This is a genomic window from Aquincola tertiaricarbonis (genome assembly GCF_023573145.1).
GTDB classification, from domain to species: domain Bacteria; phylum Pseudomonadota; class Gammaproteobacteria; order Burkholderiales; family Burkholderiaceae_C; genus Aquincola; species Aquincola tertiaricarbonis_B.
This window is the reverse complement of sequence record NZ_CP097636.1, coordinates 178,358-202,822: the sequence shown is the minus strand read 5'-3', so window position 1 is coordinate 202,822 and position 24,465 is coordinate 178,358. Positions and strand designations below refer to the sequence as shown.

The 24,465-nt window shown below is 70.8% G+C and carries 15 protein-coding genes and 1 tRNA gene; 8 read left to right on the top strand and 8 right to left on the bottom strand.

Annotation, left to right across the window (positions count from 1 at the left end; all coding sequences use genetic code 11):
* The first annotated feature begins 93 nt into the window (after positions 1 to 93).
* The 4 genes from MW290_RS15195 (at position 94) to MW290_RS15180 (ending at position 4,729) form a co-directional block, all read left to right on the top strand.
* On the top strand, positions 94 to 2,313 hold the full coding sequence (locus MW290_RS15195; protein ID WP_250198564.1) for a TonB-dependent receptor: 2,220 nt from the start codon (positions 94 to 96) through the stop codon (positions 2,311 to 2,313).
* 11 nt (positions 2,314 to 2,324) lie between these two features.
* A complete protein-coding gene (locus MW290_RS15190; protein WP_250198563.1) occupies positions 2,325 to 3,008 on the top strand; it encodes a Fe2+-dependent dioxygenase in 684 nt (227 codons plus the stop codon).
* 10 nt (positions 3,009 to 3,018) lie between these two features.
* Positions 3,019 to 4,152: an alpha-hydroxy acid oxidase gene (locus MW290_RS15185; protein ID WP_250198562.1), complete on the top strand. Its 1,134-nt coding sequence runs from the start codon at positions 3,019 to 3,021 to the stop codon at positions 4,150 to 4,152.
* Positions 4,153 to 4,342: 190 nt separating this feature from the next.
* Complete coding sequence (locus tag MW290_RS15180) at positions 4,343 to 4,729, top strand: SWIB/MDM2 domain-containing protein (protein ID WP_250198561.1); 387 nt, start codon at positions 4,343 to 4,345, stop codon at positions 4,727 to 4,729.
* Between the two features lie 66 nt (positions 4,730 to 4,795).
* Here MW290_RS15180 and MW290_RS15175 read toward each other — a convergent pair whose 3' ends face one another.
* Positions 4,796 to 7,075 carry a hybrid sensor histidine kinase/response regulator gene (locus MW290_RS15175; protein ID WP_250198560.1) on the bottom strand — a complete coding sequence of 760 codons (2,280 nt, stop codon included), beginning with the start codon at positions 7,073 to 7,075 and terminating at the stop codon, positions 4,796 to 4,798.
* A 298-nt stretch (positions 7,076 to 7,373) separates the two neighbouring features.
* Between MW290_RS15175 and MW290_RS15170 the strand changes: the two genes are divergently transcribed.
* Positions 7,374 to 8,261 carry an MHFG family PEP-CTERM protein gene (locus MW290_RS15170; RefSeq protein WP_250198559.1) on the top strand — a complete coding sequence of 296 codons (888 nt, stop codon included), beginning with the start codon at positions 7,374 to 7,376 and terminating at the stop codon, positions 8,259 to 8,261.
* 76 nt (positions 8,262 to 8,337) lie between these two features.
* Here MW290_RS15170 and uvrA read toward each other — a convergent pair whose 3' ends face one another.
* Positions 8,338 to 11,244: an excinuclease ABC subunit UvrA gene (uvrA, locus tag MW290_RS15165; protein WP_375142908.1), complete on the bottom strand. Its 2,907-nt coding sequence runs from the start codon at positions 11,242 to 11,244 to the stop codon at positions 8,338 to 8,340.
* A 159-nt stretch (positions 11,245 to 11,403) separates the two neighbouring features.
* Here uvrA and MW290_RS15160 point away from each other — a divergent pair, with 159 nt between their 5' ends.
* A complete protein-coding gene (locus MW290_RS15160; protein ID WP_250198557.1) occupies positions 11,404 to 15,021 on the top strand; it encodes a patatin-like phospholipase family protein in 3,618 nt (1,205 codons plus the stop codon).
* An 18-nt stretch (positions 15,022 to 15,039) separates the two neighbouring features.
* Here the strand turns inward: MW290_RS15160 and recQ are convergent, their stop codons facing one another.
* Complete coding sequence (gene recQ / locus MW290_RS15155) at positions 15,040 to 16,917, bottom strand: DNA helicase RecQ (protein ID WP_250198556.1); 1,878 nt, start codon at positions 16,915 to 16,917, stop codon at positions 15,040 to 15,042.
* Between the two features lie 14 nt (positions 16,918 to 16,931).
* Positions 16,932 to 18,290 carry a chloride channel protein gene (locus MW290_RS15150; RefSeq protein ID WP_250198555.1) on the bottom strand — a complete coding sequence of 453 codons (1,359 nt, stop codon included), beginning with the start codon at positions 18,288 to 18,290 and terminating at the stop codon, positions 16,932 to 16,934.
* Between the two features lie 142 nt (positions 18,291 to 18,432).
* On the opposite strand from MW290_RS15150, the gene ssb reads away from it, so the two are divergent.
* Positions 18,433 to 18,984 carry a single-stranded DNA-binding protein gene (gene ssb, locus MW290_RS15145; protein ID WP_250198554.1) on the top strand — a complete coding sequence of 184 codons (552 nt, stop codon included), beginning with the start codon at positions 18,433 to 18,435 and terminating at the stop codon, positions 18,982 to 18,984.
* Positions 18,985 to 19,083: 99 nt separating this feature from the next.
* Here the strand turns inward: ssb and MW290_RS15140 are convergent, their stop codons facing one another.
* From MW290_RS15140 to MW290_RS15130, 3 genes are all read right to left on the bottom strand, one after another.
* Positions 19,084 to 20,217, bottom strand: a complete 1,134-nt coding sequence (locus MW290_RS15140; protein WP_250198553.1) for a DnaJ C-terminal domain-containing protein — start codon at positions 20,215 to 20,217, stop codon at positions 19,084 to 19,086.
* 86 nt (positions 20,218 to 20,303) lie between these two features.
* Positions 20,304 to 20,825, bottom strand: coding sequence for a pyridoxamine 5'-phosphate oxidase family protein (locus MW290_RS15135; RefSeq protein ID WP_250198552.1), 522 nt, complete (start codon positions 20,823 to 20,825; stop codon positions 20,304 to 20,306).
* A 127-nt stretch (positions 20,826 to 20,952) separates the two neighbouring features.
* The gene (locus MW290_RS15130; protein WP_250198551.1) at positions 20,953 to 21,531 is read right to left on the bottom strand and encodes a c-type cytochrome; all 579 of its coding nucleotides are present in this window, start codon (positions 21,529 to 21,531) and stop codon (positions 20,953 to 20,955) included.
* 149 nt (positions 21,532 to 21,680) lie between these two features.
* Here MW290_RS15130 and MW290_RS15125 point away from each other — a divergent pair.
* Positions 21,681 to 21,756 (top strand) — tRNA-Arg (locus MW290_RS15125).
* A gap of 42 nt (positions 21,757 to 21,798) precedes the next feature.
* On the opposite strand, the gene MW290_RS15120 is transcribed toward MW290_RS15125, so the two are convergent.
* Positions 21,799 to 24,432, bottom strand: a complete 2,634-nt coding sequence (locus MW290_RS15120) for a putative Ig domain-containing protein (RefSeq protein ID WP_250198550.1) — start codon at positions 24,430 to 24,432, stop codon at positions 21,799 to 21,801.
* Positions 24,433 to 24,465 lie beyond the last annotated feature (33 nt).

The window sequence follows — 24,465 nt, the reverse complement described above, 5'->3', positions numbered from 1 at the left end:
CCATCGCCCGCCGGCAGCCGGTGGCCGCGCACGCGCCGCGGCCACCGCCCATCGTCACGACCAGAACCATCCAAGACCGACTGAGGGACAACCATGTCTAAACGCAACTCCCGCCCCGCGATGCTGCCGCTCGGCGCCCTGGCCGCCGGCTTCGGCTTTGCCAGCCTGGCCATGGCCCAGACTGAACCGCCCAAGAAGGACACCGAAGCCCTGCCCGTGGTGCGCGCCAAGGCCACCGCCGAAACCGCGACCACCAGCAAGACGGAGCTGCAGGCCACCGACACGCGCATCGGCAAGGGCAAGCAGGAGCTGCGTGACGTGCCGCAGTCCATCACCGTGCTGACCGAGCGGCTGATCGACGACCGCAACCTCGACACGCTGAAGGAAGCGCTGAAGAACACCGCCGGCATCAGCTTCCAGGCGGCCGAAGGCGGCGAAGAAGACATCCGCCTGCGTGGCTTCTCGCTGCAATCCACCGGCGACATCTTCATCGACGGCCTGCGCGACCCGGCCTTCTATGAGCGTGACTCCTTCAACTGGGACCGCCTGGAAGTGCTGCGCGGCTCGGCTTCGATGCTGTTCGGCCGCGGCTCCACCGGCGGCGCCGTGAACCAGGTGAGCAAGCAGCCGTTCAGCTACGACCAGAAGGAAGTCTCGGTCACCGTCGGCTCGGGCAACTTCGTGCGCGCCACCACCGACCTGAACATCAAGACCGGCGACAACTCGGCCCTGCGCATCAACGCGATGGCCAACGTGGCCGACAACTGGGGCAACAAGATCGACAAGCGCGGCATCGCGCCCACGTTCCGCTGGGGCATCGGCCTGCAGGACGAGTTCAGCGTCGGCCTGTACCTGCTGGACAACGACAACGGCGTGACCTACGGCCTGCCCTGGCTGAACGGCGCCGGCAAGGACGGCGGCCCCGGCCTGGTGCCGGTGAGCCCGAAGGCCTACTACGGCATGGCCAGCGACTACGCCAGCGCCAACGTGACCATCGGCACCGGCAGCCACCTGCACCGCTTCGACAACGGCGGCGAGCTGCGCAGCGTGGTGCGCATCTCCAAGTACCAACGCGACCAGCGCGCGAGCGCGGTGCGCTTCGCCGCCGCCAACCTGCAGCCGGGCCGCCAGGCCGTCACGCGCGACACGATCAGCGACGCGACGGTGCTGACCCGCGGCACGCAGAACAAGATCATGGACCTGGACACGGTGGCGCTGCAGAGCGACTACACCGGCAAGTTCAAGGGCTTCGGCGGCACGCACGACGTGGCAGCCGGCGTCGACTTCACCGACGACAAGTTCATCGGCTATGCCGCCACGCTGCCCACCGGCGTGACGCTGACCAAGCCCACCACCACCATCGGCACGCCGAACAACGGCGTGGGTGTGGACGAGTCGCTGCGCATCGTGACGCAGAACCGCCGCTTCGATTCGCAGGGCCTGGGCGTGTACGCCCGCGACCAGCTGCAGATCGCGCCGAACTGGAAGGTGCTGGCCGGCCTGCGCTTCGACAAGTTCAAGGGCAAGTACCAGACCACTTCGACCACCGACACCGCCGACGGCGAGCGCAGCGACTCGCTGTGGAGCCGCCGCTTCGCGGTGATGTACCAGCCTACGCCGTTCGCGTCGTTCCACCTGCAGTACGGCACCTCGTTCAACACATCGGGCGACACCTACCAGTACGACAACCTGAGCAAGAACACCGCGCCGGAAAAGAGCCGCAACATCGAGCTGGGCGCCAAGCTGGACTGGGCCGAGGGCAAGTACTCGACCGAGGTCTCGATCTTCCACGCCACCAAGTACAACGAGCGCAACCGCGACAGCGACTCCGCCAGCCCCACCAACTACCTGCTGTCGGGTGAGCGCCATGCGGCCGGCCTGGACATCAACGTCGCCGGTCGCCTGACGCCGGCCTGGGATGTGTTCGCGTCCTATGCCTGGATTCCCAGTGCCAAGATCGACAAGGGTGCCCCGGACGGCACCACGCTGGCCGCTGGCGAACAGGTGGGCTCACGCCCCGGCCTGACGCCGCGCCACAGCGGCACGGTGTGGACCACGTACCAGCTGACGCCTTCGTGGCGCATCGGCGGCGGCCTGAACGCCCGCAGCGGCATGAAGCCCCTGCAGAGCACGATCAACGCACCGCACTGGGTGACCGCCGACCTGATGGCCGAGTACAAGATGGACAAGCTCGCCTTCAAGCTCAACATCACCAACATCACCGACAAGCTGTACGCCGACATGCTGTACCGCGGCCACTACATTGCAGGCACGCCGCGCACCGTGATGCTGACCGGCACCTACACGTTCTAAGCTCGCCCACCATGCTGCTGACCGTTCCCGACGTTCTCGGTGCCGCCGAACTGCGCGAGGCCCAGGCCTTGCTGGCCGGCGCACCGTGGACCGACGGGCGGTCCACCGCCGGCCCCCAGGCCGCCGCGGTGAAGAACAACGAACAGCTGCCGCACCGCTGTGAAGCGGCCACGCAGCTGCGCGCGCTGGTGCTGAAGGCGCTGGACCGGCACCCCATCGTCTTCTCGGCGGCACTGCCGCGCCGCGTGCTGCCGCCGATGTTCAACCGCTACGGCGGCAGCACCAATGCCTATGGTGCGCACGTGGACCAGGCGGTGCGCTTCTCGCCCGACACCGGCGAGCGGGTGCGCACCGACCTCTCGTGCACGCTGTTCCTGAGCGACCCGCAAAGCTATGACGGCGGCGAACTGGTGGTGCACACCAGCTTCGGCCAGCAGCGCGTCAAGCTGCCGGCCGGCCATCTGGTGCTGTACCCCGGCACCAGCGTCCACCATGTGGAGCCGGTGACCCGTGGCCAGCGGCTCGCCAGCTTCTTCTGGATCGAAAGCATGGTGCGCAGCGATGAGCAGCGCCAGCTGCTGTTCGACCTCGACATGAACCTGATGCGCCTGCGCGAAGCGCATGGCGAGACCGAAGCCGCGGTGGCCCTCACCGGCACGTACCACAACCTGCTGCGCATGTGGGCCAGCACATGAAAGCCCGCCCATGAGCGACCGGCCCGGCCGCGTGCCCGCACTGCAGCAGGTGCCGCCCGACGTGGTGTGCCTGCCCGACTACGCCGCCCATGCGCGCGAGCGGCTGGACGACAACGCCTGGGCCTACCTGGCCGGCGCCGCGGCCGACGAGATCACGCTGCGCGCCAACCGCGCGGCCTGGGACAACCTGGCCCTGGTGCCGCGCGTGCTGCGCCGCCTGACCGGTGGCCACACCCGCGTGGAGCTGCTGGGCCGCACGCTGGCCCATCCGCTGCTGCTGGCGCCGGTGGCCTACCAGCGGCTGGCCCATCCCGATGGCGAACTGGCGAGCGCCCATGCGGCCGCCGCGCAAGGCGCCGGCTTCATCCTCAGCGCGCAGGCCAGCACCTCGATGGAAGACGTCGCGCGGGCGGTGCTGCCCGAGGCCGAACGCGGGCCGCTGTGGTTCCAGCTGTACATGCAGCACGACCGCGGCTTCACCCGCGAGCTGGTGCAGCGCGCCGAGGCCGCCGGTTACGAAGCCATCGTGCTCACCGTCGATGCGCCCAGCCACGGCGTGCGCGACCGCGAGCGCCGCGCGCAGCTCAAGCTGCCCGAAGGGGTTTCGGCCGTGAACCTGGCCCGGCTGCCGCCGGCACCGCGCACCCAGATCGACCGCACGCAAAGCTGGGTGTTCGATGCGCTGATGCCCGATGCGCCCACCTGGGACGAGATCGACACGCTGCGCAGCCACACCAACCTGCCCCTGCTGCTCAAGGGCGTGATGCACCCCGAGGACGCGCGCGAGGCGCGGCGCCAGCAGGTGGCCGGCCTCATCGTCTCCAACCACGGCGGCCGCACGCTCGATACCGCGGCGCCCACGGCCTGGGTGCTGCCCCGCATCGCCGATGCGGTGGGCGATGCGATGCCGCTGCTGGTCGATGGCGGCATCCAGCGTGGCACCGACGTGCTGAAGGCACTGGCGCTGGGTGCGCGCGCGGTGCTGATCGGCCGGCCGTACATGCATGCGCTGGCCACCTGTGGTGCCATCGGCGTGGCCCATGTGCTGCGTGTGCTGCGCGACGAACTCGAGGTCGCGATGGCCTTGTGTGGCTGCCGCACGGTGGCCGATGCGGGCCCTCAACTCTTCTTCGAAGCACCCTGATACCGCAAAGGCTGCGCAAAGGGGCTTGAAAAGGGGCTTCGGAGGGTGTTCTCCGAGGGAAAACGGCTTCTCAGCCCCTGATGCACGCAGTACCATTCGCGCCGCAGGGTGCCCAGAGAGAAACGATGGCTCATGCGGCCATCACCTCCACCCGGCACATCAACCCATTATTTGATGGAGCGAAATTCAAATGGCAACTGCGAAGAAGGCGCCGGCTAAAAAGGCCCCGGCGAAAAAGGCTCCGGCCAAGAAGGTCGGCGGCGCCAAGCCGCCGATCAAGGCTGGTGCCGCGGCCCCCGCGAAGAAGGCAGCTCCGGCCGCCAAGAAGCGCACCCCGAGCGCGGCCTTCATGAAGGCGATGACCCCGACCGAGGCGCTGGCCGCCGTGATCGGTGCCACCCCGGCACCGCGCACCGAGGTCACCAAGAAGGTCTGGGAGTACATCAAGAAGCACAAGCTCCAGGACGCCGAGAACAAGCGGATGATCAACGCAGACGCGAAGCTGAAGGCGATCTTCAAGAAGGATCAGGTCTCGATGTTCGAGATGACCAAGCTGATCAACGATCACCTGAAGTAAGCCGTTCGAGCGGGCCCGCCAGGGCCTTCGAACCCAAAGCCGGTGCCTTCACAGCACCGGCTTTTTTCATGGTCGAGTGCGAATGGCCTGCTCCACCACGTGCAGCATGCGCGCCACGTCGATGGGCTTGGTCCAGTAGTCGTCGAACCCGGCGCGGCGCGCCACGTCGATCTGGTCGGCCATCGCATCGGCCGACAGGGCCACGCAGCGCAGGCCCGCGGTGCGCGGGTCGGCCCGCAGGGCCGCGATGACCTGCAGGCCCGACAGGTCGGGCAGGTTCATGTCCACCAGCACCATGTCCGGCAGCAGGCTGCGCACACGGTCCAGGCCTTCGGTGCCATTGCGCGCCACCACCAGCTGCCAGCCGCGCTGGGCGCGGAACACCTCCTGCATCAGCAGGGCATTGAGCGGCTCGTCCTCGATGTAGACCACGCGGTAGGGCGGCGGCTCGGCCACCGGATCGGCCTGGGGCGCGACCTCATGGGCACGCGCCAGCGCGACGCTGAAGCGGCTGCCCACGCCGCTGCGGCTGGTGACGGACAGCGCACCGTTCATCGTGCGCACCAGTTCGCTGGCAATCACCAGACCCAGGCCGGTGCCCTCGATGCGCTGGCGCTCGGCGCCCAGCCGGTTGAAGGGCTGGAACAGCTGGCGCTGCTCATCCTCGGTGAGGCCCGCGCCCTCGTCTTCGATGGTCAGCACCGCCTGCAGCGGCAGCAGCCGCAGCTCGAAGCGCACCTGGCCCTGCGGCCGGTTGTACTTGATGGCGTTGGACAGCAGGTTCACCAGCACCTGCTCCAGCCCGCGCGGATCGGCCTGCACCCACACCGGCCCCGGCGGCAGGCGCAACGGCAACTGCGCCGGATGCAACGACAGCAGCGGCCTGACCATGCCCAGCGCCGCGGCCAGCGACTGCACCAGGTCGATCGGCCGCGGATGCAGGCCGAACTCGCCGCGCTCCAGCCGCGTGAGGTCGAGCACGTCGTTGACCAGCGCCAGCAGGTGCCGGCCGGCCTGCTCCACGCCTTCCAGCCGGCGACGCTGGGCGGTCCCCAGCGGTTGCTCGCGGTCCAGGCCCATCAGCTGCGCGAAGCCGAGGATGCCGTTGAGCGGTGTGCGCAGCTCATGGCTCACGCGCGAAAGCAGCTCGCTCTTGGCACGGTTGGCGCGCTCGGCCTCTTCCTTGGCGCGCTGCAGTTGCACCGCCTCCTGCTGCGCGGTGACGTCGCGGCAGGTGCCGACGATGGTGACGGCATCACCGTCCGGGCCCTGCTGCGCCCGAGCGAAGATCTCCAGCCAGCGCAGGCTGCCATCGGGCAGGTGGAAGCGGAAGCGCGCCTCCATGCGCTCGCCATCGGTCTCGGCGCGCTGCAATGCAGCCTCGGCCAGCGGCCGGTCATCGGCATGCAGGGTGGCCAGCCAGTCATCGATGCGCAGCGGCGGATGCGGCCACGGCAGGCCATGGTTCAGGCAGCCCATGCGGTCGAGCAGCAGCGTCCGGTCGCGGCAGTGGAACTGCGCCAGGCCGGTGGCGGTGGCCTCGGCCGCCAGCAGCCAGCGCTCTTCCGAAGCGCGCAGCGCCAACTCCACCTGCCGCTGCTCGGTGATGTCGGTGACGAAGCCGTGCCAGAGCCAGCCGCCGTCGGGCGAGCGTTCGGGCATGGCCCGGCTTTCCAGCCAGCGCTCTTCGCCATCGGCGCGCAAGGCCCGGAACTGCACCTGCCAAGGCAGCTGCGCGCCACGCGCCCGCAGGTAGGCGGCGCGCAGCGTGGGCAGGTCGCCCGGATGCAGCCGCAAGGGCCCCAGCAGCAGCGGCGTCTGAAGGCCGAACATCGGCCCGGCGGCCTGCACGTCGGCCGGGCCCGATGCCGGCTCCGGCCCGTCGGGCTCGTGGTACTGGTACAGCGCCCCCGGCAGCAGCGCGGTCAGCTTGCGCAGCCGCTCGTCGCGTTCACGTTCGCTGCGGGCCAGGGCCACACGCACACTCACGTCGCGGGCGGTGCCGCGCCAGCCTGCGTGGCGGCCCTGTGCATCGAACAGGGGCACGGCCGAGCGCGACACCATCACGCGGCTGCGTGGCGTGCGCACCTCGGTCACCGCTTCGGCAAAGGGCCGCGGCTGGGCCAGACAGTGGTACAGGCGCTGGTCGCCCAAGGCATCGCCATGACTGTCGAGCAGCGGACCATCGGCCAGCGGCTGACCGATCAGCGCCTCGGCGTCGCCACTGCCCAGCGGCTCGGGCAGGCCGGCCACCCAGGTGTATCGCCAGTCCATGTCGCATTCCCAGAGCACGTCGCCGCCGGCACGGGCGATGTCGGCCAGGCGCTCGGCATCCAGGTACTTCATCGGGGTTCAGCTCACAACAATCGGGTGGACAGGCAGCGTCTCGACCCCCATCCCCGCAGGGGGTCGCGGGCTATTAGATGATGGATTGGCCCCGAACAGACAAGCTGCGGCCAAAGTTCACACCTCCATGGTGCATCGCAGGCTGGTGCGCCCTTTGCCTACGTGACTTTGCAGCCGCGTCGTGAATCCGCGACAAATGCACGCGGCGTGCTCTTAAGAGCCACGGACAATCGGCGCAGTCGTAAAGTTAGCAATCACTGCGGCAGTCGTGCGGTGGCCCTCTGTGGCCGAAAGCTCCATGAAACACTCCTTGATCATCTGGTCCATCACCGCCTCGCTGCTGGGCAGCGCGCTGTCCGTGCATGCGGCCGTTGGCCAAACAACCGCGGCCAAGCCGGCGAAGGCCGTCAGCGCCGCGCCTGCGCGCCTGCAGCAGTGCTCGTGGGACAAGCCCGGCCACAACCCGTACATGGGCGATTTCTCCTCGGCCGTCGACCGCTACACCGACATCGCCCCCGCCGTGCGCGAGCGACTGAAGCAGCGCATCGCCGCACGCCAGTACGACGAAATGGTGTCCATCCGCCGCGACAGCATCGTCGGCAAGGACGTCTATTCGTCCGCCATCCGCGACATGCACTTCGGCAACGGCAGCGTCTGCAGCACCGTCTCGCGCAACAAGTGGGCGGCTGATGCCGAAGAGCGTGGCCTGGTGTACTGCGAAAGCGGCGAATGCATCCTGGTGCCCACCGTGTGCCGCAACGTCAGCCGCATCAGCCGTGCCGGGGGCGCCACCGGCGCCGCCGCCGCGGGCCCGGGTGAACTGGCTTTTGATCCTCCTGCCGCCGGCGAACCCGTGGCCGCCGCGCCCGACGCACTGGAAAGCCTGCCGCCGACCGGCGCCGGCACACCGGCCGTGGGTCTGGCTGCGGTGCCCGCGGTGTCTCCCGGCCTGCTGGGCCCGATCGCTGGCAACCCTGGTGGCGGCCAACCCGTGCTGGGCGGCCCGATCTCGATTCCTTCGGCCCCCGTGCTGCCCTCGGGCAGCCTGCCCACCGTGCCGGTGGTGCCGCCGCCGGTGCCTGAGCCTGGCACCTGGGCGCTGATGCTGGGCGGCATCGCCCTGCTGGCCCTGCTGCGCCAGCGACGCCTGGCAGTGCAGCCGGTGCGCACCGGCCGCCGCGGCTGACGCCCCACGGCCCACCCGCCCGCGCCAGCGGGTCACACGCACACCAAGCCCCCGCCGCACCGGTTGCCGCGGGGGCTTATTCCTTCAGCAGCGTCGCCAGGAAGCGCCCGGTGTGGCTGCCAGGATGGGCGGCCACCGTCTCCGGCGTGCCGGCCACCACCAAGGTGCCGCCGCCCGCCCCGCCTTCGGGGCCCATGTCGATGACCCAATCGGCCGTCTTGATGACGTCGAGGTTGTGCTCGATCACCACGATGGTGTTGCCCGCATCGCGCAGCTGGTGCAGCACCTGCAGGAGCAGCCGGATGTCGTGGAAATGCAGGCCGGTGGTGGGTTCGTCGAGGATGTACAGGGTGCGGCCGGTGTCGCGCTTGCTCAGCTCCAGCGCCAGCTTGACGCGCTGCGCCTCGCCGCCCGAGAGCGTGGTCGCGCTCTGCCCCAGCTTGATGTAGCCCAGGCCCACGTCCAGCAGCGTCTGCAGCTTGCGGGCGATGGCCGGCACCGCGCTGAAGAACGGGGTGGCGTCCTCCACCGTCATGTCCAGCACCTGGGTGATGTTCTTGCCCTTGTAGAGCACCTCCAGCGTCTCGCGGTTGTAGCGCGCGCCGTGGCACACGTCGCAAGGCACGTAGACGTCGGGGAGGAAGTGCATCTCCACCTTCAGCACGCCGTCGCCCTGGCAGGCCTCGCAGCGGCCACCGGCCACGTTGAAGCTGAAGCGGCCGGGGCCGTAGCCCCGCTCACGCGCGGCGGGCACCTCGGCAAACATCTCGCGGATGGGCGTGAACAGGCCCGTGTAGGTGGCCGGGTTGCTGCGCGGTGTGCGGCCGATCGGGCTCTGGTCGACGTTGATCACCTTGTCGAAGGCGTCCAGGCCTTCGATCTCGCCGTGCGGCGCCGGCTCGGCATGGCTGCCGTAGAGCTTGCGGGCCACGGCCAGGTACAGCGTGTCGTTGACCAGCGTGCTCTTGCCCGAGCCCGACACGCCGGTGACGCAGGTGAGCAGGCCCACCGGGATCTCGACCGTCACGCCCTTGAGGTTGTTGCCGCGCGCATCGACGATGCGCATCTGCGGCCGGCCCTCGGCCTGCAGCGGTGGCGCCGGTCGTTCGATGCGCAGCACGCGGCCCAGGTACTGGCCGGTGAGGGATTCGGGGTCGGCCGCCACCTCGGCCGGCGTGCCTTGAGAGATCACGCGGCCGCCGTGCACGCCGGCGCCGGGGCCCATGTCCACCACGTAGTCGGCCGCGCGGATCATGTCCTCGTCGTGCTCGACCACCAGCACGCTGTTGCCCAGGTCGCGCAGGTGCTGCAGCGTGCCGATCAGGCGCTCGTTGTCGCGCTGGTGCAGGCCGATGCTGGGTTCGTCCAGCACGTACATCACGCCCGACAGGCCGCTGCCGATCTGGCTGGCCAGGCGGATGCGCTGCGCCTCGCCGCCCGACAAGGTGTCGGCGCTGCGGTCCAGGCTGAGGTAGTTCAGGCCCACGTCGTTGAGGAAGCGCAGCCGCGCGCGGATCTCGCGCACCACCTTGTCGGCGATGTCGGCCTTGGCGCCCACCAGGTGCAGGCCGTCGAAATAGGCCTGGCAGTCGGCCAGCGTGGCGTGTTCCACCTCGTAGATGGGGCGGCCCTGGCTACCGTCGGCGCCCTGCAGCAGCACGTGGCGCGCCTCGCGCCGCAGGCGGGCGCCGCCGCAGTCGGGGCAGGCGCGGGCATGCTGGTAGCGGGCCAGGTCTTCACGCACCGCCACCGAATCGGTCTCGCGCATGCGGCGTTCGAGGTTGGGCAGGATGCCTTCGAACGGGTGCGAGCGCTTGACGGTGCGGGCGCGGCCGCCGGGCTTGGTGGCCTCGGCGGTGTAGCTGAAGCTGATCTCGTCGGTGCCCGAGCCGTACAGCAGCACCCGCTGCTGATCGGCCGTCAGCGATTCGAACGGCAGGTCGATGTCGAAGCCGTAGTGCTTGGCCACGCTTTCCAGCAGCGAGAAGGTGTAGGCGTTGCGCCGGTCCCAGCCCTTGACGGCGCCGCTGGCCAGGCTGAGCGACGGGAAGGCCACCACCCGCTCGGGGTCGAACACCGTGACCTGGCCCAGGCCGTCGCAGCTGGGGCAGGCACCCACCGGCGAGTTGAACGAGAACAGGCGCGGTTCCAGCTCGGGCAGCGAATAGCTGCACACCGGACAGGCGAACTTGCTGCTGAACAGGTGCGGGCGGTCGCTGTCCATCTCCAGCGCCAGCGCGCGGCCATCGGCGATGCGCAGCGCCGCCTCAAAGCTCTCGGCCAGCCGTTGGCGCAGGCCGCTGGCCACTGCATCGGCGCGGATCTTCACGCGGTCGATCACCACGTCGATGTCGTGCTTCTCGGCCTTCTTGAGCTTGGGCAGCTCGGCCGCTTCCACCACCTGCCCGTCGACGCGGAAACGCACATAGCCCTGGGCCTGCATGTCGGCGAACAGCTCGACGAACTCGCCCTTGCGGTCGCGCGCCACCGGCGCCAGCACCATCAGCTTGGTGTCCTCGGGCAGCGCCAGCACCGCGTCCACCATCTGGCTGACCGGCGTGGCCACCAGCGGCAGGTGGTGGTCGGGGCAGAACGGCGTGCCGGCGCGGGCGTACAGCAGGCGCAGGTAGTCGTGGATCTCGGTCACCGTGCCCACGGTGGAGCGCGGGTTGTGGCTGGTGGCCTTCTGCTCGATGCTGATGGCGGGCGACAGGCCCTCGATCACATCCACGTCGGGCTTGTCCATCAGCTGCAGGAACTGCCGCGCATAGGCCGACAGGCTTTCGACGTAGCGGCGCTGGCCCTCGGCGTACAGCGTGTCGAAGGCCAGGCTGGACTTGCCCGAGCCCGACAACCCGGTGATGACGACCAGCGCATGCTTGGGCAGGTCGAGATCGATGTTCTTCAGGTTGTGCGTGCGTGCACCGCGCACGCGGATGGCGGGCGCTTCAGCGGGTTTGTGAGGGGGCAAGGCAGCAGTCATCGAAGGGGCGAGGGCAACCGGTCATCATAGTGCGCAGCGGTTTCACGTGCAGGCACCGGCCATGGACGGGCCTGCAGCGCCATCCCACGCCACACGGCACGTGCCGCTTGCCAGGGCGGCGCCCGCAGGCCTAGAGTGGTCGCGCCACCTCAGCAAACCGTGGACCCGTTCGCACGCCCCACCCCGCGCCGGGGCGACCCGGCCCTGCCGCCTGCAGCCGCCGACTCGCCCGCCGCGCCCTGGCAGCGCGACGAACGAGCCGCGCTGCTGCGCCGGCGACGGCGCGCCGGGCTCGGCCCCGGCCGCCAGGCGGCCGAGCTGCCCACGGTGGGCCTGGCCTTGTCGGGCGGCGGCGTGCGCAGCGCCACCTACGGCCTGGGCCTGATCCGCGGCCTGGCCCAGCGCGGCCTGCTGCCCCGCTTCGATTACCTGTCCACCGTGTCGGGCGGCGGCTACGTGGGCGCCATGCTGGGCCGGCTGATCCTGGCGCTGGGCGTGCGCGAGGCGCAGGTGATGCTGGCGCAGCGCCGCTCCACGCTGCTGGACTGGCTGCGCCGCAACGGCCGCTACCTCACGCCCGCCGGCTCGCACGACGTGGGCGTGGCGGCCGTCACCTACCTGCGCGCCTTCGTCGCCATCCATGCCGAGCTGATGATGGCCGCCCTGCTGTTCGGGCTGCTGGTGGTGGCGCCCCACCTGTGGCAGCTGAGCACCGACACGCTGGACCCCAACACCTGGCAGGCCTGGGGCAGCCTGTGGCTGCCGGCCGCGGTGGCCTGGATGTGCGCCAGCCTGCCCGGCCTGGCTTGCGCCTACTGGGTGGCCCGCGAAGGCCCCGACCCCACGCGCCGCGACGTGGCCGGTGCGCTGCGCGAGCGGTTGCAGGCCGCGGTGCTGTGGGCCGCCACCCTGCTGCTCGTGTGGCTGGCCTGGCGGCTGCAGCTGCTGCGGCCGCTGAGCGAAGGTCTGGTCGGCATGCCTTTGCTGCTGCTCACCGTGGCCTCGGTGGCGGTGGGCGTCGGCGGCACCTGGGTGGTGCTGGGCCGCACCACCGACAGCCGTGGCCTGGCCAGCGCCCGCGTGCGCCGCCGCACCACCGAGCTGACGCGCAGCGCACTGCTCATGGCCGCGCTGGCCCTCTTCATGGGCGTGCTGGACCTGCTGAGCTGGCGGCTGCTGAAGCTGGCGCTGTCGGACCGCGACTGGCTGTGGGGCGGCGTGGGTCTGGGCGGCTTCGCGGCGCTGCTGCTGCGGGCACTGGCGCAGCCGCTGCAGCAGCTGGTGCAGCAGGCCAGCACCTCGCTGGGCACCTGGACGCCGCGGCTGCTCAATGCCGCGGGGGTGCTGGTGCTGGCCGTGGTGCTGTGCTTCTGGTTCAGCACCGTGCAGTGGCTGGTGTTCACGCCCGCGCCCATGGGCTGGCTGGACGCGGTGCCGCCCACCTGGCGGGCCGGCGGCTTGCTGGCCTGCTGCGGCCTGTGGTGGTTGGCCACTGCCCACAACGATGCGATGGCCAATGCCTCGTCGCTGCACGGTTTCTACCGCGCGCGGCTCACGCGCGCCTACCTGGCGGTGGGCAACCCCAACCGGCCGGTGCTGCAACCCGCCGCCGGCGAAGCGGCGGCCGACGTCACCCAGGTGGTGTCACGCGACGATGCCGACCTGCGCGACTACCGGCCCGAGCGCCGCGGTGGGCCGATCCACCTCATCAACACTTGCCTCAACCAGACGCGCGACGACGCCAGCGGCCTGTTCAACGCCGACCGCAAGGGCACGCTGCTGACGGTGCGGCCCGATGGCGTGGAGATCGGCCCGCGCGAGCGCGTGTGCTTTTCCACCGCCAGCGAAGTGGGCACGCTGGGCAAGTGGGTGGCCATCTCGGGGGCAGCGGCGGCGCCGGGCGCGGGTGCCTACACCTCGCGCGGCTGGGCGCTGCTGCTCTTTCTCATCGGCGTGCGGCTGGGGCACTGGGTGCGTGAGCCGGCACCCCCGGCGCGCGCGCGGCCCCGCTGGCGCGATGCGCTGTGGCAGCTGGCCGCCAAGCCGCTGATGCTGTGGTCGGAAGCCACGGCCACCTACCGCGGCCAGGCGCGGCCCTGGTGGTACCTGTCCGATGGGGGCCACTTCGACAACACCGGCGTCTATGCGCTGCTGCGGCGGCAGCTCGACTTCATCGTGCTGGTGGATGCCAGCTGCGACCCGCGCTACGAGTTCACCGACCTGGAGAACCTGGTGCGCAAGGCGCGCATCGACTTCGGCGCCGAGATCGAGTTCTACCCGCACGAAGAGGCGGTGCAGCGCTTCGGTGTGGACGAAGCCGGCGTGACCGTGCTCTCGCCCCAGGACATGGCCGACAGCCAATCGTCCCGCGGCGTGCTGCTGGGCCGCATCCGCTACCTGCGGCCGGCCGGCTGCCCGGCCGACACGCCGGAACACCAGGGCACGCTGCTGGTGATCAAGCCCAACCTGCATGCGGCCCTGGACGTGGACGTGCTGGCCTATGCGCAGCGGCATCCGCGCTTTCCGCATGAGTCCACCGGCGACCAGAACTTCGACGAGGCCCAATGGGAGAGCTACCACCGGCTGGGCGAGGACGCCGGTGCCGCGCTGCACCCCGACTGGCTGGAACGCCTGCCGGGCTGGCGGCAGCGTGCGCTGCACGGCCTGGAGCGTCCGGCCCGCCTGCGCCCGCCCGGCCAGGCCCTGCCGGCACCGGCCACGCCGCAGCCCGAGCCGGCCTGGCGGCGCGCCGCCAAGAACAGTGCCATCGGCACCACGCTGGGCCTGGGCGCCTCGGGCACGCTGCTGCTGTCGCTGTGGCAGGTGAGCGACCAGATCCGCCAGAACGAAAACGCCCAGCGCGGCGAAGTGCGCACGCTGTTCACCGAGGTGTCGCGTGCCCTGTCGGCGGTGGACCTGAGCTGCCCCAAGGTGCCCGCGCATGTGACGCAGCAGGTGACGCTGCTGCAGGACCTGGTACAGAACCCGGTGATCCCCGAGCTGGACCGGGTGGGTGTGCAGCGGCTGCTGGAAGCCGCGCGCGACCAGTGCCGCCTGCTGGCTGCCAGCCCCACCGAGGCCTGCGTGGCTGCGCAACGGCAAGCGCAGGAGGGCCTGTGCGCTGCGCTGGGCACGCTGCCCAACCGCGATGCGCTGAGCTACTGGCACCCCTTCGAGCTGCCGCCGGGCCGCATGCTGACGGGCGCCGGCCTGGTGGCCTTGCTGCAGGCACGGTGGCGGGGCGACGAGCCGCCGACGGTGGTGGCCGTGGCACCGCCGCCGGTGGCAGAGCCGGCACCAGCACCGGCACCAGCACCGGCACCGGCGCCCACCCCGCCGCCGGTCAGCGCCCAGGCGGCCGCGGCTGCGGCGCTGCAGGCCAGCTGCCGCGAAGGGGGCGCCGGTGCCGTGCGCATCTACCTGCAGGTGTACGACGAAGCCTCGCGCAGCGCCGCGGTCGGCTTGCGGGCGGCCCTGCAACAGGCCGGCGCCGAGACCTTGCAGGTGGCGCCGATCGAGAACGTGACGCGCAGTGCCGCGCTGCGGCAGCAGCGCCGGCCGGTGCCCTGGCCTCAGCCCACGCTGGTGGTGCACCAGCGTGCCGACCTGCCTTGCGCCCAGCTGCTGGCGCAACAGGTGCGCCAGCAATGGGTGCCCGGCCGTGGCGGCGAGGTGTGGGTGCGCGAGCTGCCCGCCAGCCTGCGCAACGGCAGCCAGCGTGTCATCGAACTGTGGCTGCCGCCCAGCGGGGCGGGCGACCGGGTGGCCGCGCGTTGAAGCGCGGGCGCGCGCCGCTCAGCGACCCAGCACGTTCAGGATCTCGGCGCCGTAGGCTTCCAGCTTGCGGGCGCCGACGCCGCTGATCTCGCCCAGCTCTGCCAGGTCGGCCGGCATGCGGCGGGCCATCTCGGCCAGCGTGGCATCGTGGAACACCACGTAGGCCGGCAGGTTGTGCGAGCGCGCCACCTCGGCGCGCCAGGCCTTCAGCGAGGCAAAACGCTGCTGGGCATCGGCATCCAGGTCGGCCGCCGCGGCCGGCACCTTGCCATCGCCCCGCACCGCGCGCTTGCGCACGCCACGGGTGGCTTCACGCGGCATGCGCAGCACGATGGGCACCTCGCCCTTGAGCACCGCACGGCTGCTCGGCATCAGCCCCAGCGTGTTGTATTCGCCCTCGGTGGCCACATGGCCCAGCGCCACCAGCTGGCGCAGCACGCCGCGCCATTGCGCATCGCTCAGGTCGGCGCCGATGCCGAAGGTGCTGAGCTGGTCGTGCCCGTACTGCACCACCTTGTCGGTGCGCTTGCCGCGCAGCACGTCGATCAGCTGCCCGGCGCCGAAGCGCGTGGGCCCGAAGCCGCCGCCATGCTGCGAGAAGCGGTAGATGCAGCTCAGCGCCTTGCGGGCCGCCTCGGTGGCGTCCCAGGTGTCGGGCGGGTTCAGGCAGTTGTCGCAATTCCCGCAGGGGCTGCTCAGCTCGCCGAAGTACGACAGCAGCCGCACGCGCCGGCAGTCGTGCGACTCGGCCAGCGCCAGCAGCGCTTCCAGCTTGCCGCGCTGCACCTGCTTGAACTCTTCGCCGGCCGGGCTCTCGTCGATCATGCGGCGCTGGTTCACCACATCGGCCAGGCCGTAGGTCATCCAGGCTTCGGCCGGCTCGCCGTCCCGGCCGGCGCGGCCGGTTTCCTGGTAGTAGCTCTCGATGTTCTTCGGCAGGTCGAGGTGGGCGACGAAGCGCACGTCGGGCTTGTCGATGCCCATGCCGAAGGCGATGGTGGCCACCATGACGATGGCGTCCTCGCGCAGGAAGCGGTCCTGGTGCTTCTGCCGCACCGAGGCGTCCAGGCCCGCGTGGTAGGGCAGCGCGGTGATGCCTTCGTCGGCCAGCCACACCGCGGTTTCTTCCACCTTCTTGCGGGTGCCACAGTACACGATGCCCGACTCGCCCTCGTGCTCGTCGCGCACGAAGCGCATCAGCTGCGCCCGCGGGTTGTCCTTCTCGACGATGGTGTAGCGGATGTTCGGCCGGTCGAAGCTGGCCACGAAGATGCGTGCTTCGTCCAGCGCCAGCCGCTGCACGATGTCGGCGCGGGTGATGTCGTCGGCGGTGGCGGTGAGCGCCACCCGCGGCACCTGCGGAAAGCGCTCGTGCAGCTGCGACAGGCCCAGGTACTCGGCCCGGAAGTCGTGGCCCCACTGGCTCACGCAGTGCGCTTCGTCGATGGCGAACAGGCTCAGCAGCCCGCGCTCGTTCAACGAATCCAGCATCGCCAGGAAGCGCGGCGTCAGCAGCCGCTCGGGCGCGGCATACAGCATCACCAGGCGGCCGCTGCGCAGCTCGCGCTCCACGTTCTGCGCCTCTTCGCTGCTGAGCGTGGAGTTGAGGAAGGCCGCATGCACGCCGGCTTCTTCCAGCGCGCCCACCTGGTCGTGCATTAAGGCGATCAGCGGGCTCACCACCACCGCCACGCCGCGGCCGCCGCGGTGCCGCACGATGGCCGGCACCTGGTAGCACAGGCTCTTGCCGCCGCCGGTGGGCATCAGCACCAGCGCGTCGCCGCCGGCCGTCACATGCTCGACGATGTCGCCCTGCATGCCGCGGAACGCGGTGTAGCCGAAAACCTCGTTGAGAACTTCGATCGGCGAGGAGGCGGCGGTGTCAGGGCGGTTCATGGGAGCCCGTCATCTTAACGAACGGGCTCCGGCGGGGCCTGCGGCGGCTGGCGGCCGGGCATCAGCAGCCGGGCCAGCTCGGCGTACATCGGCCCGCAGATCAGCCGCGAGATGCCGCTGGAGACGAAGGCCGTGAGCATCAGACTCAGCACCATCGCATGGCCCGACACCATCTCCATCACCAGGATGAAGGCGGTCAGCGGGCCCTGCGTGGCCGCCGCCAGAAAACCCACCATGCCCAGCGCGATCAATGGAATGGCGTGCTCGGGCGCCAGCCCGAAAAGCCAGGCCACGTCGCGGCCGATGCCGGCGCCCACCGCCAGCGAGGGCGCGAACACACCGGCCGGCACACCCGTCCACGACGACAGCCAGGTGGCCATGAACTTGAGCAAGGTGTACAGCGCCGGCACGTCGGCCTGGCCCTCCAGCATCGCCCGCGTGGGCGCATAGCCGGCGCCCGAGGTGCTGCCCTGGCACACCAGGCCGATGACGGCCACGCCCAGCGCGCAGGCGGCGCCGAAGCGCACCGGGTACTGCTGCCGCCAGCGCTTGAGGCGGCCCGGCCCTGGCGCCAGCGAGCTGACCAGCAACTGCGAGAACAGGCCGCCCAGCAAGCCGGCCACCACCGCCACCACCAGGCCCGGCACCAGCAGCTGCAGCGACAGGCTCTGCACCCGCAGCTGGCCGAAGTAGGTGAGGTTGCCGAACACCGACACCGCCACCAGGCCCGACAGCACGATGGAGATGATGACCAGCGCGCTTTGCGCCGCATGGTGGCGGCGCGAGAGCTTTTCCAGCGCGAACATCACGCCGCCCAGCGGCGTGTTGAAGGCCGCCGCGATGCCGGCCGCCGCCCCGGCCACCATCAGGTCGTGGCCGTCGATGCGCGCGGCCGGGGACAGCCAGCGCCGCACCGACAGCATCACGCCGGCGCCGATCTGCACCGTCGGCCCCTCGCGGCCGGCCGACAGGCCGGCCAGCATCGTGCCACCCAGCAAGGCCGCCTTCTGGATGGCCAGCGGCAACGACACCAGCGCCCGGCGGCGCTCGGGCGCCAGGCTGTCGTCCAGCGCCACCATCACCTGCGGGATGCCCGAGCCGGCGGCACCGGGCGCGAAGCGGCGCGTCAGCCACACCAGGATGGCGGTGAGCACCGGCGTCCACAGCAGCATCAACCACGGCCCCAGCGGGCCCGACGTGCGCATGCGCTCATGCAAGTGGCTGGCGGCTTCGCACAGCAGGGTGACGCCCACCACCGAGGCGCCGGTGGCCACGGCAGCGGCCAGCACGATGGCGCGGTCGATCCAGGCCCGCCCGGCGCGCACCTCGCGCCGCAGGTTGCGCCAGAAATCGGGGGTGTCGTCATCGTGCATACGCGTCACCTTAGCAGTACCCGCGCCTGCCCCCGGCGCTGCCTGCGCACCCCCATGCGGCACAATCGAGCGCTCCCGGCCGGCCCCCGCGCCGCGTCCGAACCCCCTTTTTTCCCCAAGACCCCGACGCACAGGAGCGACCATGGCCTCCGTCAACAAAGTCATCATCATCGGCAACCTCGGGCGCGACCCCGAGATGCGTTCGTTCCCCGACGGCGGCTCGATCTGCAACATCACCGTGGCCACCACCCGCCGCTGGAAGGCCCGTGATTCCAACGAATTCCAGGAAGAAACCGAGTGGCACCGCGTGGTGTTCCGTGACCGCCTGGCTGAAATCGCCGGCGAGTACCTGCGCAAGGGCCGCCCGGTGTACGTGGAAGGCCGCCTGAAGACCCGCAAGTGGCAGGACAAGGAAGGCCGCGACAACTACACCACCGAGATCGTGGCCGAGCAGATGCAACTGCTGGGTGGCCGTGAAGGCATGGGCGGCGGCGAAGAAGACGGCGGTGGCAGCAGCAGCGGTGGCGGCTACCGCAGCCGCGGCGCTGCCGGTGGTGGTGGCGGCGGTGGCGGTGGTTACGGCGACGAGCCGCGCGAGCGCCCGGCCCGCTCGGCCGCACCCGCCCCGCGCCCGGCCCCCGCGCCGAAGTCGAACACCGGCTTCGACGACATGGACGACGACATTCCGTTCTGACGCCTTGCGCCTCGGCCTGGGCCCGAGGCACCCTCCTTGACAGCCCGTGCGCCTTCGGCCGCGGGCTGTTTCGTTTCCGCTGCCGAGCGCTGGCCTGCCTCAGGCCGTGGCCTTGCGCGGGCGCCGCGTGCGTGGACGCGGCGGCGCCGGGTGGTCGGGCGCAGCGTTCGTGTCGGACGGCCGCCCGGCTTCGCCTTCGTCGGCAGCGGGCCCCCGTCCTGCGGCATGCCGCTGCATCTGCCGCTGCCAATCGGCCAGCGGGCCGGTGGGTGCGGCCGTGGTGGTGGCGATCAGTCGATCGAGCAGGATTTGCTGGTCACTGGTCCAGGGCTGCGGAAAGACCGGCTGCACCGTGACCACCAGGTCGGCACGCGCACCACGGCGCGTGGCCGGGAAGCCCTGGCCGGGCAGGCGATACACGCACTCGCCATGGCGCAGCGCCAGCGGCTGGCTGCCTGCCAGCGTGGGCACCTCCACCCGGCGGCTGCCCAGCCAGCGGAAGCCGTCTACCGGCATCGTGCAGCGCAGCGTGCCGTCGGCTTCCAGCGTGAACAGCGGATGCGGCTGCAGCTCGATCTGCAGGTCCAGCCCGCCTTCAGGGCCGGCGCCGCCGCGGGTGGGCGGCACGCCCAGCAGGTCGCCGTCACGCACCCCGGCGGGGATGCGCACCTTCAACTCGTACTTGCGAGGCGGCAGCTTGCCGGTGCTGCCGCAGGGGCTGCAGGCCAGCCGTGCGCGGCCGTCGCCACTGCAGTCGGGGCAGGTCACCCGCGTGGCCATCCAGCCATACCAGGCGCGCTCGCGCACCTCGCCTTCGCCGTCGCAGGTGGCGCAGGCACTGCCCGGAAAGCGCAGGCCCTGGCCGCCACAGGCCTCACAAGCCTGCGCCAGCTGGCCGCGCAGCACGCGCACGCAGCCCAGCGCCGCCTCTTCCAGCGTGAGCTTGATGCGCCGGCTGAGCGGGGTGGCCGTGCGGCTGGGCGCGGGGGGCGGGGCCGGCGGCGCTGGGGGAGATGCGGGCTGCGCCGGGGCGGCAGGCTCTTCTGCCCCCGCGGCGGCCGCCTGCAGCAGCTCGAAAGCCTGGTTGATGCGCTGCATCTTCTCCACGGCCGCCTGGCTGGCGTTGCGGTCGGGATGCCAGCGCGAGACGAGCCGGCGCCAGGCGGCCTTGATCTCCGCCTCGCTGGCTCCGGGCTGCAAGCCCAGTTCTCGGAATGCTGTCTCGGTGCTCACGGCCCGCCCCCTGAAGGCGGGATGCTAAGCGAGCACCGTGCCGGTGGCCCAGCCGCCGGCCGTGGCCGGGCGGCCCGGGCGACCCATCAGCCCATGCGCACGCTGCCGTGTTCGCCCATGCCGGTGGGCGGGTTACCGGTGACGGCGGCCTTGGCCATCTTGAACAGCTGGGTCAGCTTGTTCTCCTTCACGTCCCAGTAGTCGGCATGCACGATGTCCACGCGCACCAGGGCCAGATCGGGATCCGTCGGGCCGCCCGGGAACCAGGCCTCGGCCATCTTGCTCCACAGCTGCTCGGCGCGGGCGCGGTCTTCCACCACACGGGCCGTGCCTGACACCGAGACGTACGAGTCCTTGTCGGTGTCGGCATAGGCCACGTTGACGCTGGTGCCGTCCTGCGGATGCAGGTCGGCCACCGGTTCGCTCTTGCGCGACATGAAGAACCACAGCGTGTTGTCCTCGTTGATGGACTTGTTCTGCGTCGTCATGGGCCGCGAGTGCAGGTGGCCGTTGCCATGTGTCGTGGTGAACATCGCAAAGCGGATGTCCTTGATCAGCGACCAGAGGTGTTCGCGCTGCTGCGCCAAGGTCTCGTGTTCGTGGGCCATGTCTGCTCCTGTAGGCTGTTGAGCCCCAGGTTCGGCAAACCCCGTTCCTGCGCCGACATGAACGACGAAGGGCCGGTCTCGCGACCGGCCCTTGTGCATGGGCGTGCGCCGCGGTGCGGCGCGACGATCAGTTGGAAGCGGCGGAAGCCGGCGCTTCGGCACCGGAAGCGGCGCCGGCCGGGGCCATCACCGGCTCCTTGAGGCTGCCGCCGCTCTTGTTGGCCATGTAGACCACGGCGCGGCCGATCTCGAAGTCGGTGAAATCGCCACCGCCCTGCGCACCCATGTTGCCCTTGCCATGCAGGGCCGAGTTGAGCAGCGCGTCATAGCCGGTGGACACCCGCGCCGCCCAGGCGGCGTTGTCGCCCAGCTTGGGCGCGCCGGCGGCGCCGGTGGTGTGGCAGGCCGCGCACTGCGCGTTGAACACCTGTTCACCGGTCTTCATCGCGGCGGGATCGGCCAGGTCCTTGATCTCGACCGTGCCCACCGGCTGGATGCGGCGGGCCACCGCCTCTTCGGCCAACAGCTCGGTGCCGGCACCGGGCTTGTTGAAGCCAGCCACGTAGGTGGCCAGCAGCACGATGAGGAAGATGGGAATCAGGAATGAAAACACCACCGTCACGACCAACTGCTTGGGCGTCTTGATGGGGCCCTCGTGCGGCATGTCATGCGGGTCGTTGATGACGGGCTTGTGTGCGTCGCTCATGCATTCCTCGGTAGCGGCAGCGGGTCGAGTGCGTGCCGGGCACGCAAAACCCCCGGAGTATAGGGGCCACGTTGGTGCAGCGCCTTTCATGGCTTGCCCGGACATCGCCGAGCAGGCCGGCGTCAACTCGAGGCTACAATCCGCGTTTTGCGCCCGTAGCTCAGTGGATAGAGTATTGGCCTCCGAAGCCAAGGGTCGCTGGTTCGATCCCAGCCGGGCGCGCCACCTGCCGACAGCGGCCTGCACTCGCAGGCCGCTGTCACGTCGTCACTTCGCGGCGATGATCACCGGCACGTTGGCCGTGGCGCTCTGCCCCGTCGAATCGACGACCACCACCTTCAGGCTGTAGCTGCCCGCCACCGGCTTCGGCCAGTTGGCCGTGAGCGTCAGGCCGCTGACCGAGAAGCTCATGCCCATCGGCACGCCCGAGATGGACACCGACAGCGAACGACCCGCCGGCGCACCGATGACGATGCTGCCGCTGACCGCCTTGCCCGCCACGCCGTTGATGGCGGCAGCGGTGATGCTGGGCACCGTCGACGCAATGTTCACCGTCACCACGCCGCGGCCGGTCAGGCCGGTCTTGCTGTCCCTGGCGATCACCGTCACCGCATAGCTGCCCACCACCGGGCTGGCCCAGCCGATGACGCCCGTGCTGCCGATGCTCATGCCGGCCGGCGCGCCCGACAGGCTCCAGCTCACCGGGTTGGGCGCGGTCACGCTGGCGGCAAAGCTCAGGGCCACGCCCGGCCGGCCGCTGACGGTGCTGCTGGCCACCACCGGCGCCTGCGCCGCTGCGATGACCACCGTGACCACGCCCTTGCCCATCAGGCCGGTGACGTTGTCCTTCGCATTGACGGTGACCGCATAGCTGCCCGCCACCGGTGTGGCCCAGCTCACCGCGCCGGTGCTGGCGCCGATGCCCATGCCTGCGGGCGCGCCGCTGAGCGAGTAGGTGACCGCATTGGCGGCCGTGGCCGAGACGTTGAAGGCCAGCGCGGTGCCCACGCGGCCATTGACCGTGGTGCTGGTCACCACCGGGGCCTGCGGCGCCTCGATCTTGACGGTGTACACGCCCTGGCCGCTGAGGCCGGTGACACTGTCCTTGGCCACCACGGTGACGGCATAGGTGCCGGCCACCGGCGTCGGCCAGCTCACCGCGCCGGTGCTGCCGGCGACCACCATGCCGCCGGGTTGGCCGGTCAGCCCATAGGCCAGCGCGTTGCTGCCGCTGGCCGACACCGTGAAGCTGAGCGGCGTGCCCACCTTGCCGGTGATGGTGGCCGGCGTGACCACCGGCGCCGCCGCGGTACTGCTGCTGCCCGCCAGCGTGCCCAGCAGCGAGGCCACGTTGGGCGTGCCCAGGCCGGTGGCCGGGTCGTAGCCCACACGGGCGTAGCAGGCGGTGCAGGTGCCATGGCTGCCGCTGGTGATGTCGGCAAAGGCCGAGGCATAGGTGCCCGCCACCGTGGCCACCGGGCCATACAGCGTGGCATGCGCCGCGCCGATCACGCCCTTGCCGGCCTGCTGCCGCATCGCGTTGGCCGCGGCGATCACGCCCGCCCACTGCGGCGTCGAGAGGCTGGTGCCGCCCGCGCTGATCCAGTTGACGGTGCTGCTGCCTGGCGACATCACCGCCACGTACTGACCGGTGGAAGGGTTGGCATTGAAGGCCACGTCGGCCACATTGCGGCGTACCACGCTGCCCAGGCCCGGCACGGCCGCCGTCTGGTAGCTGGGCACCGCGGTGTAGGCGCTCATGCCGCCGCCGGTGCCCGACCAAACCACCTCCTGGCGGGCGCCGGTGCCGGTGTAGGTGAGCGAAGTGCCGCCCACCGCCAGCACCTTGGGCGAGACCGACGGCCACATCACCGAAGCGCCCCAGTCGCCGGTGGCGGCCAGGTAGGTCATGCCGGTGCCGGTGAAGGCCGAGTCGACCGAAGCGGTGTAGCTGCCTTCATTGGCGCCGAAGCTCATCGACACCACGCCCGGGCCCATCGCATTGGCCAGGCGCACCGCCGCCAGCAGGCTGTTGAGCGAAGCATCGGGCGCCTCGATCAACACGATGCGCGCCAGCGGTGCGGTGGCATGCGCCCATTGCACGTCGAGCGCGATCTCGGTGGCCCAGCCGGCGTCGTAGGCGGGCGCGGTGGTCGTCATGCCGCCGGCCGCCGTGCTGTACACCACCGACAGCTCACAGGCCGCGGCGGCCGGTGGCGGCAGCGGCAGGCTGGCGGTGACCGAGATGGCCTTGGTGGTGCAGCCGGGCAGGCCGAACTTCTGCTTGAAGGCCGCCAGCTCGGCCACGATGTTGGGATCGTGGTACGCGTTGACGATGTAGATCGTCTGCCCCGCGCCCAGCTGCGCCGCCTGCGCGGCCGTGGGGGTGACGCCAGCCGCGGGCAGCGCCGGCAGGCCGTAGGCGGCGCGGATCTGCGCCGGCGAATAGGTGGAGACCGCGGTGCTGCCGGCCAGGGGCGCCGCAGTGCCGTCATGGGTGCCGTCGTTGGCTGCAGCTCGGGGTGCCGACAAGGCCTGGCTGCGGCGCGCTCCTTCCAGAGCCTGCACCGTCAGCCGCGCGGTGCCCAGCGCCTGCTGGCCGGCCGGCACCTGCTGCACACGCGGGCCGCGGCGGGCCGAGGCGGTGGGGTCCTGCGCATCGCTGTCGTCGGGCGCGTCCAGCAGCACCGGGGCCACGTGGAAGGCAGGCTTGGCCACCAGCTGCGCATCGGCTTCGGACAGGGTGTCGGGCTCCAGCGCCAGCGTGGTGACGCCGGTGGCCAGGGGCGCGGCGGACGCGTCGCTGGTGCTGGCGGTGCTGTCAGCGCTGGTGCCGCCACCGCCGCCACAGGCCGTGAGCAGCGCAGCCATGCAGGCCGACAGGAGGAAGGTGTTTTTCATGCGAAGCCTCGGCAGATGAAACCAGCCAGGGCG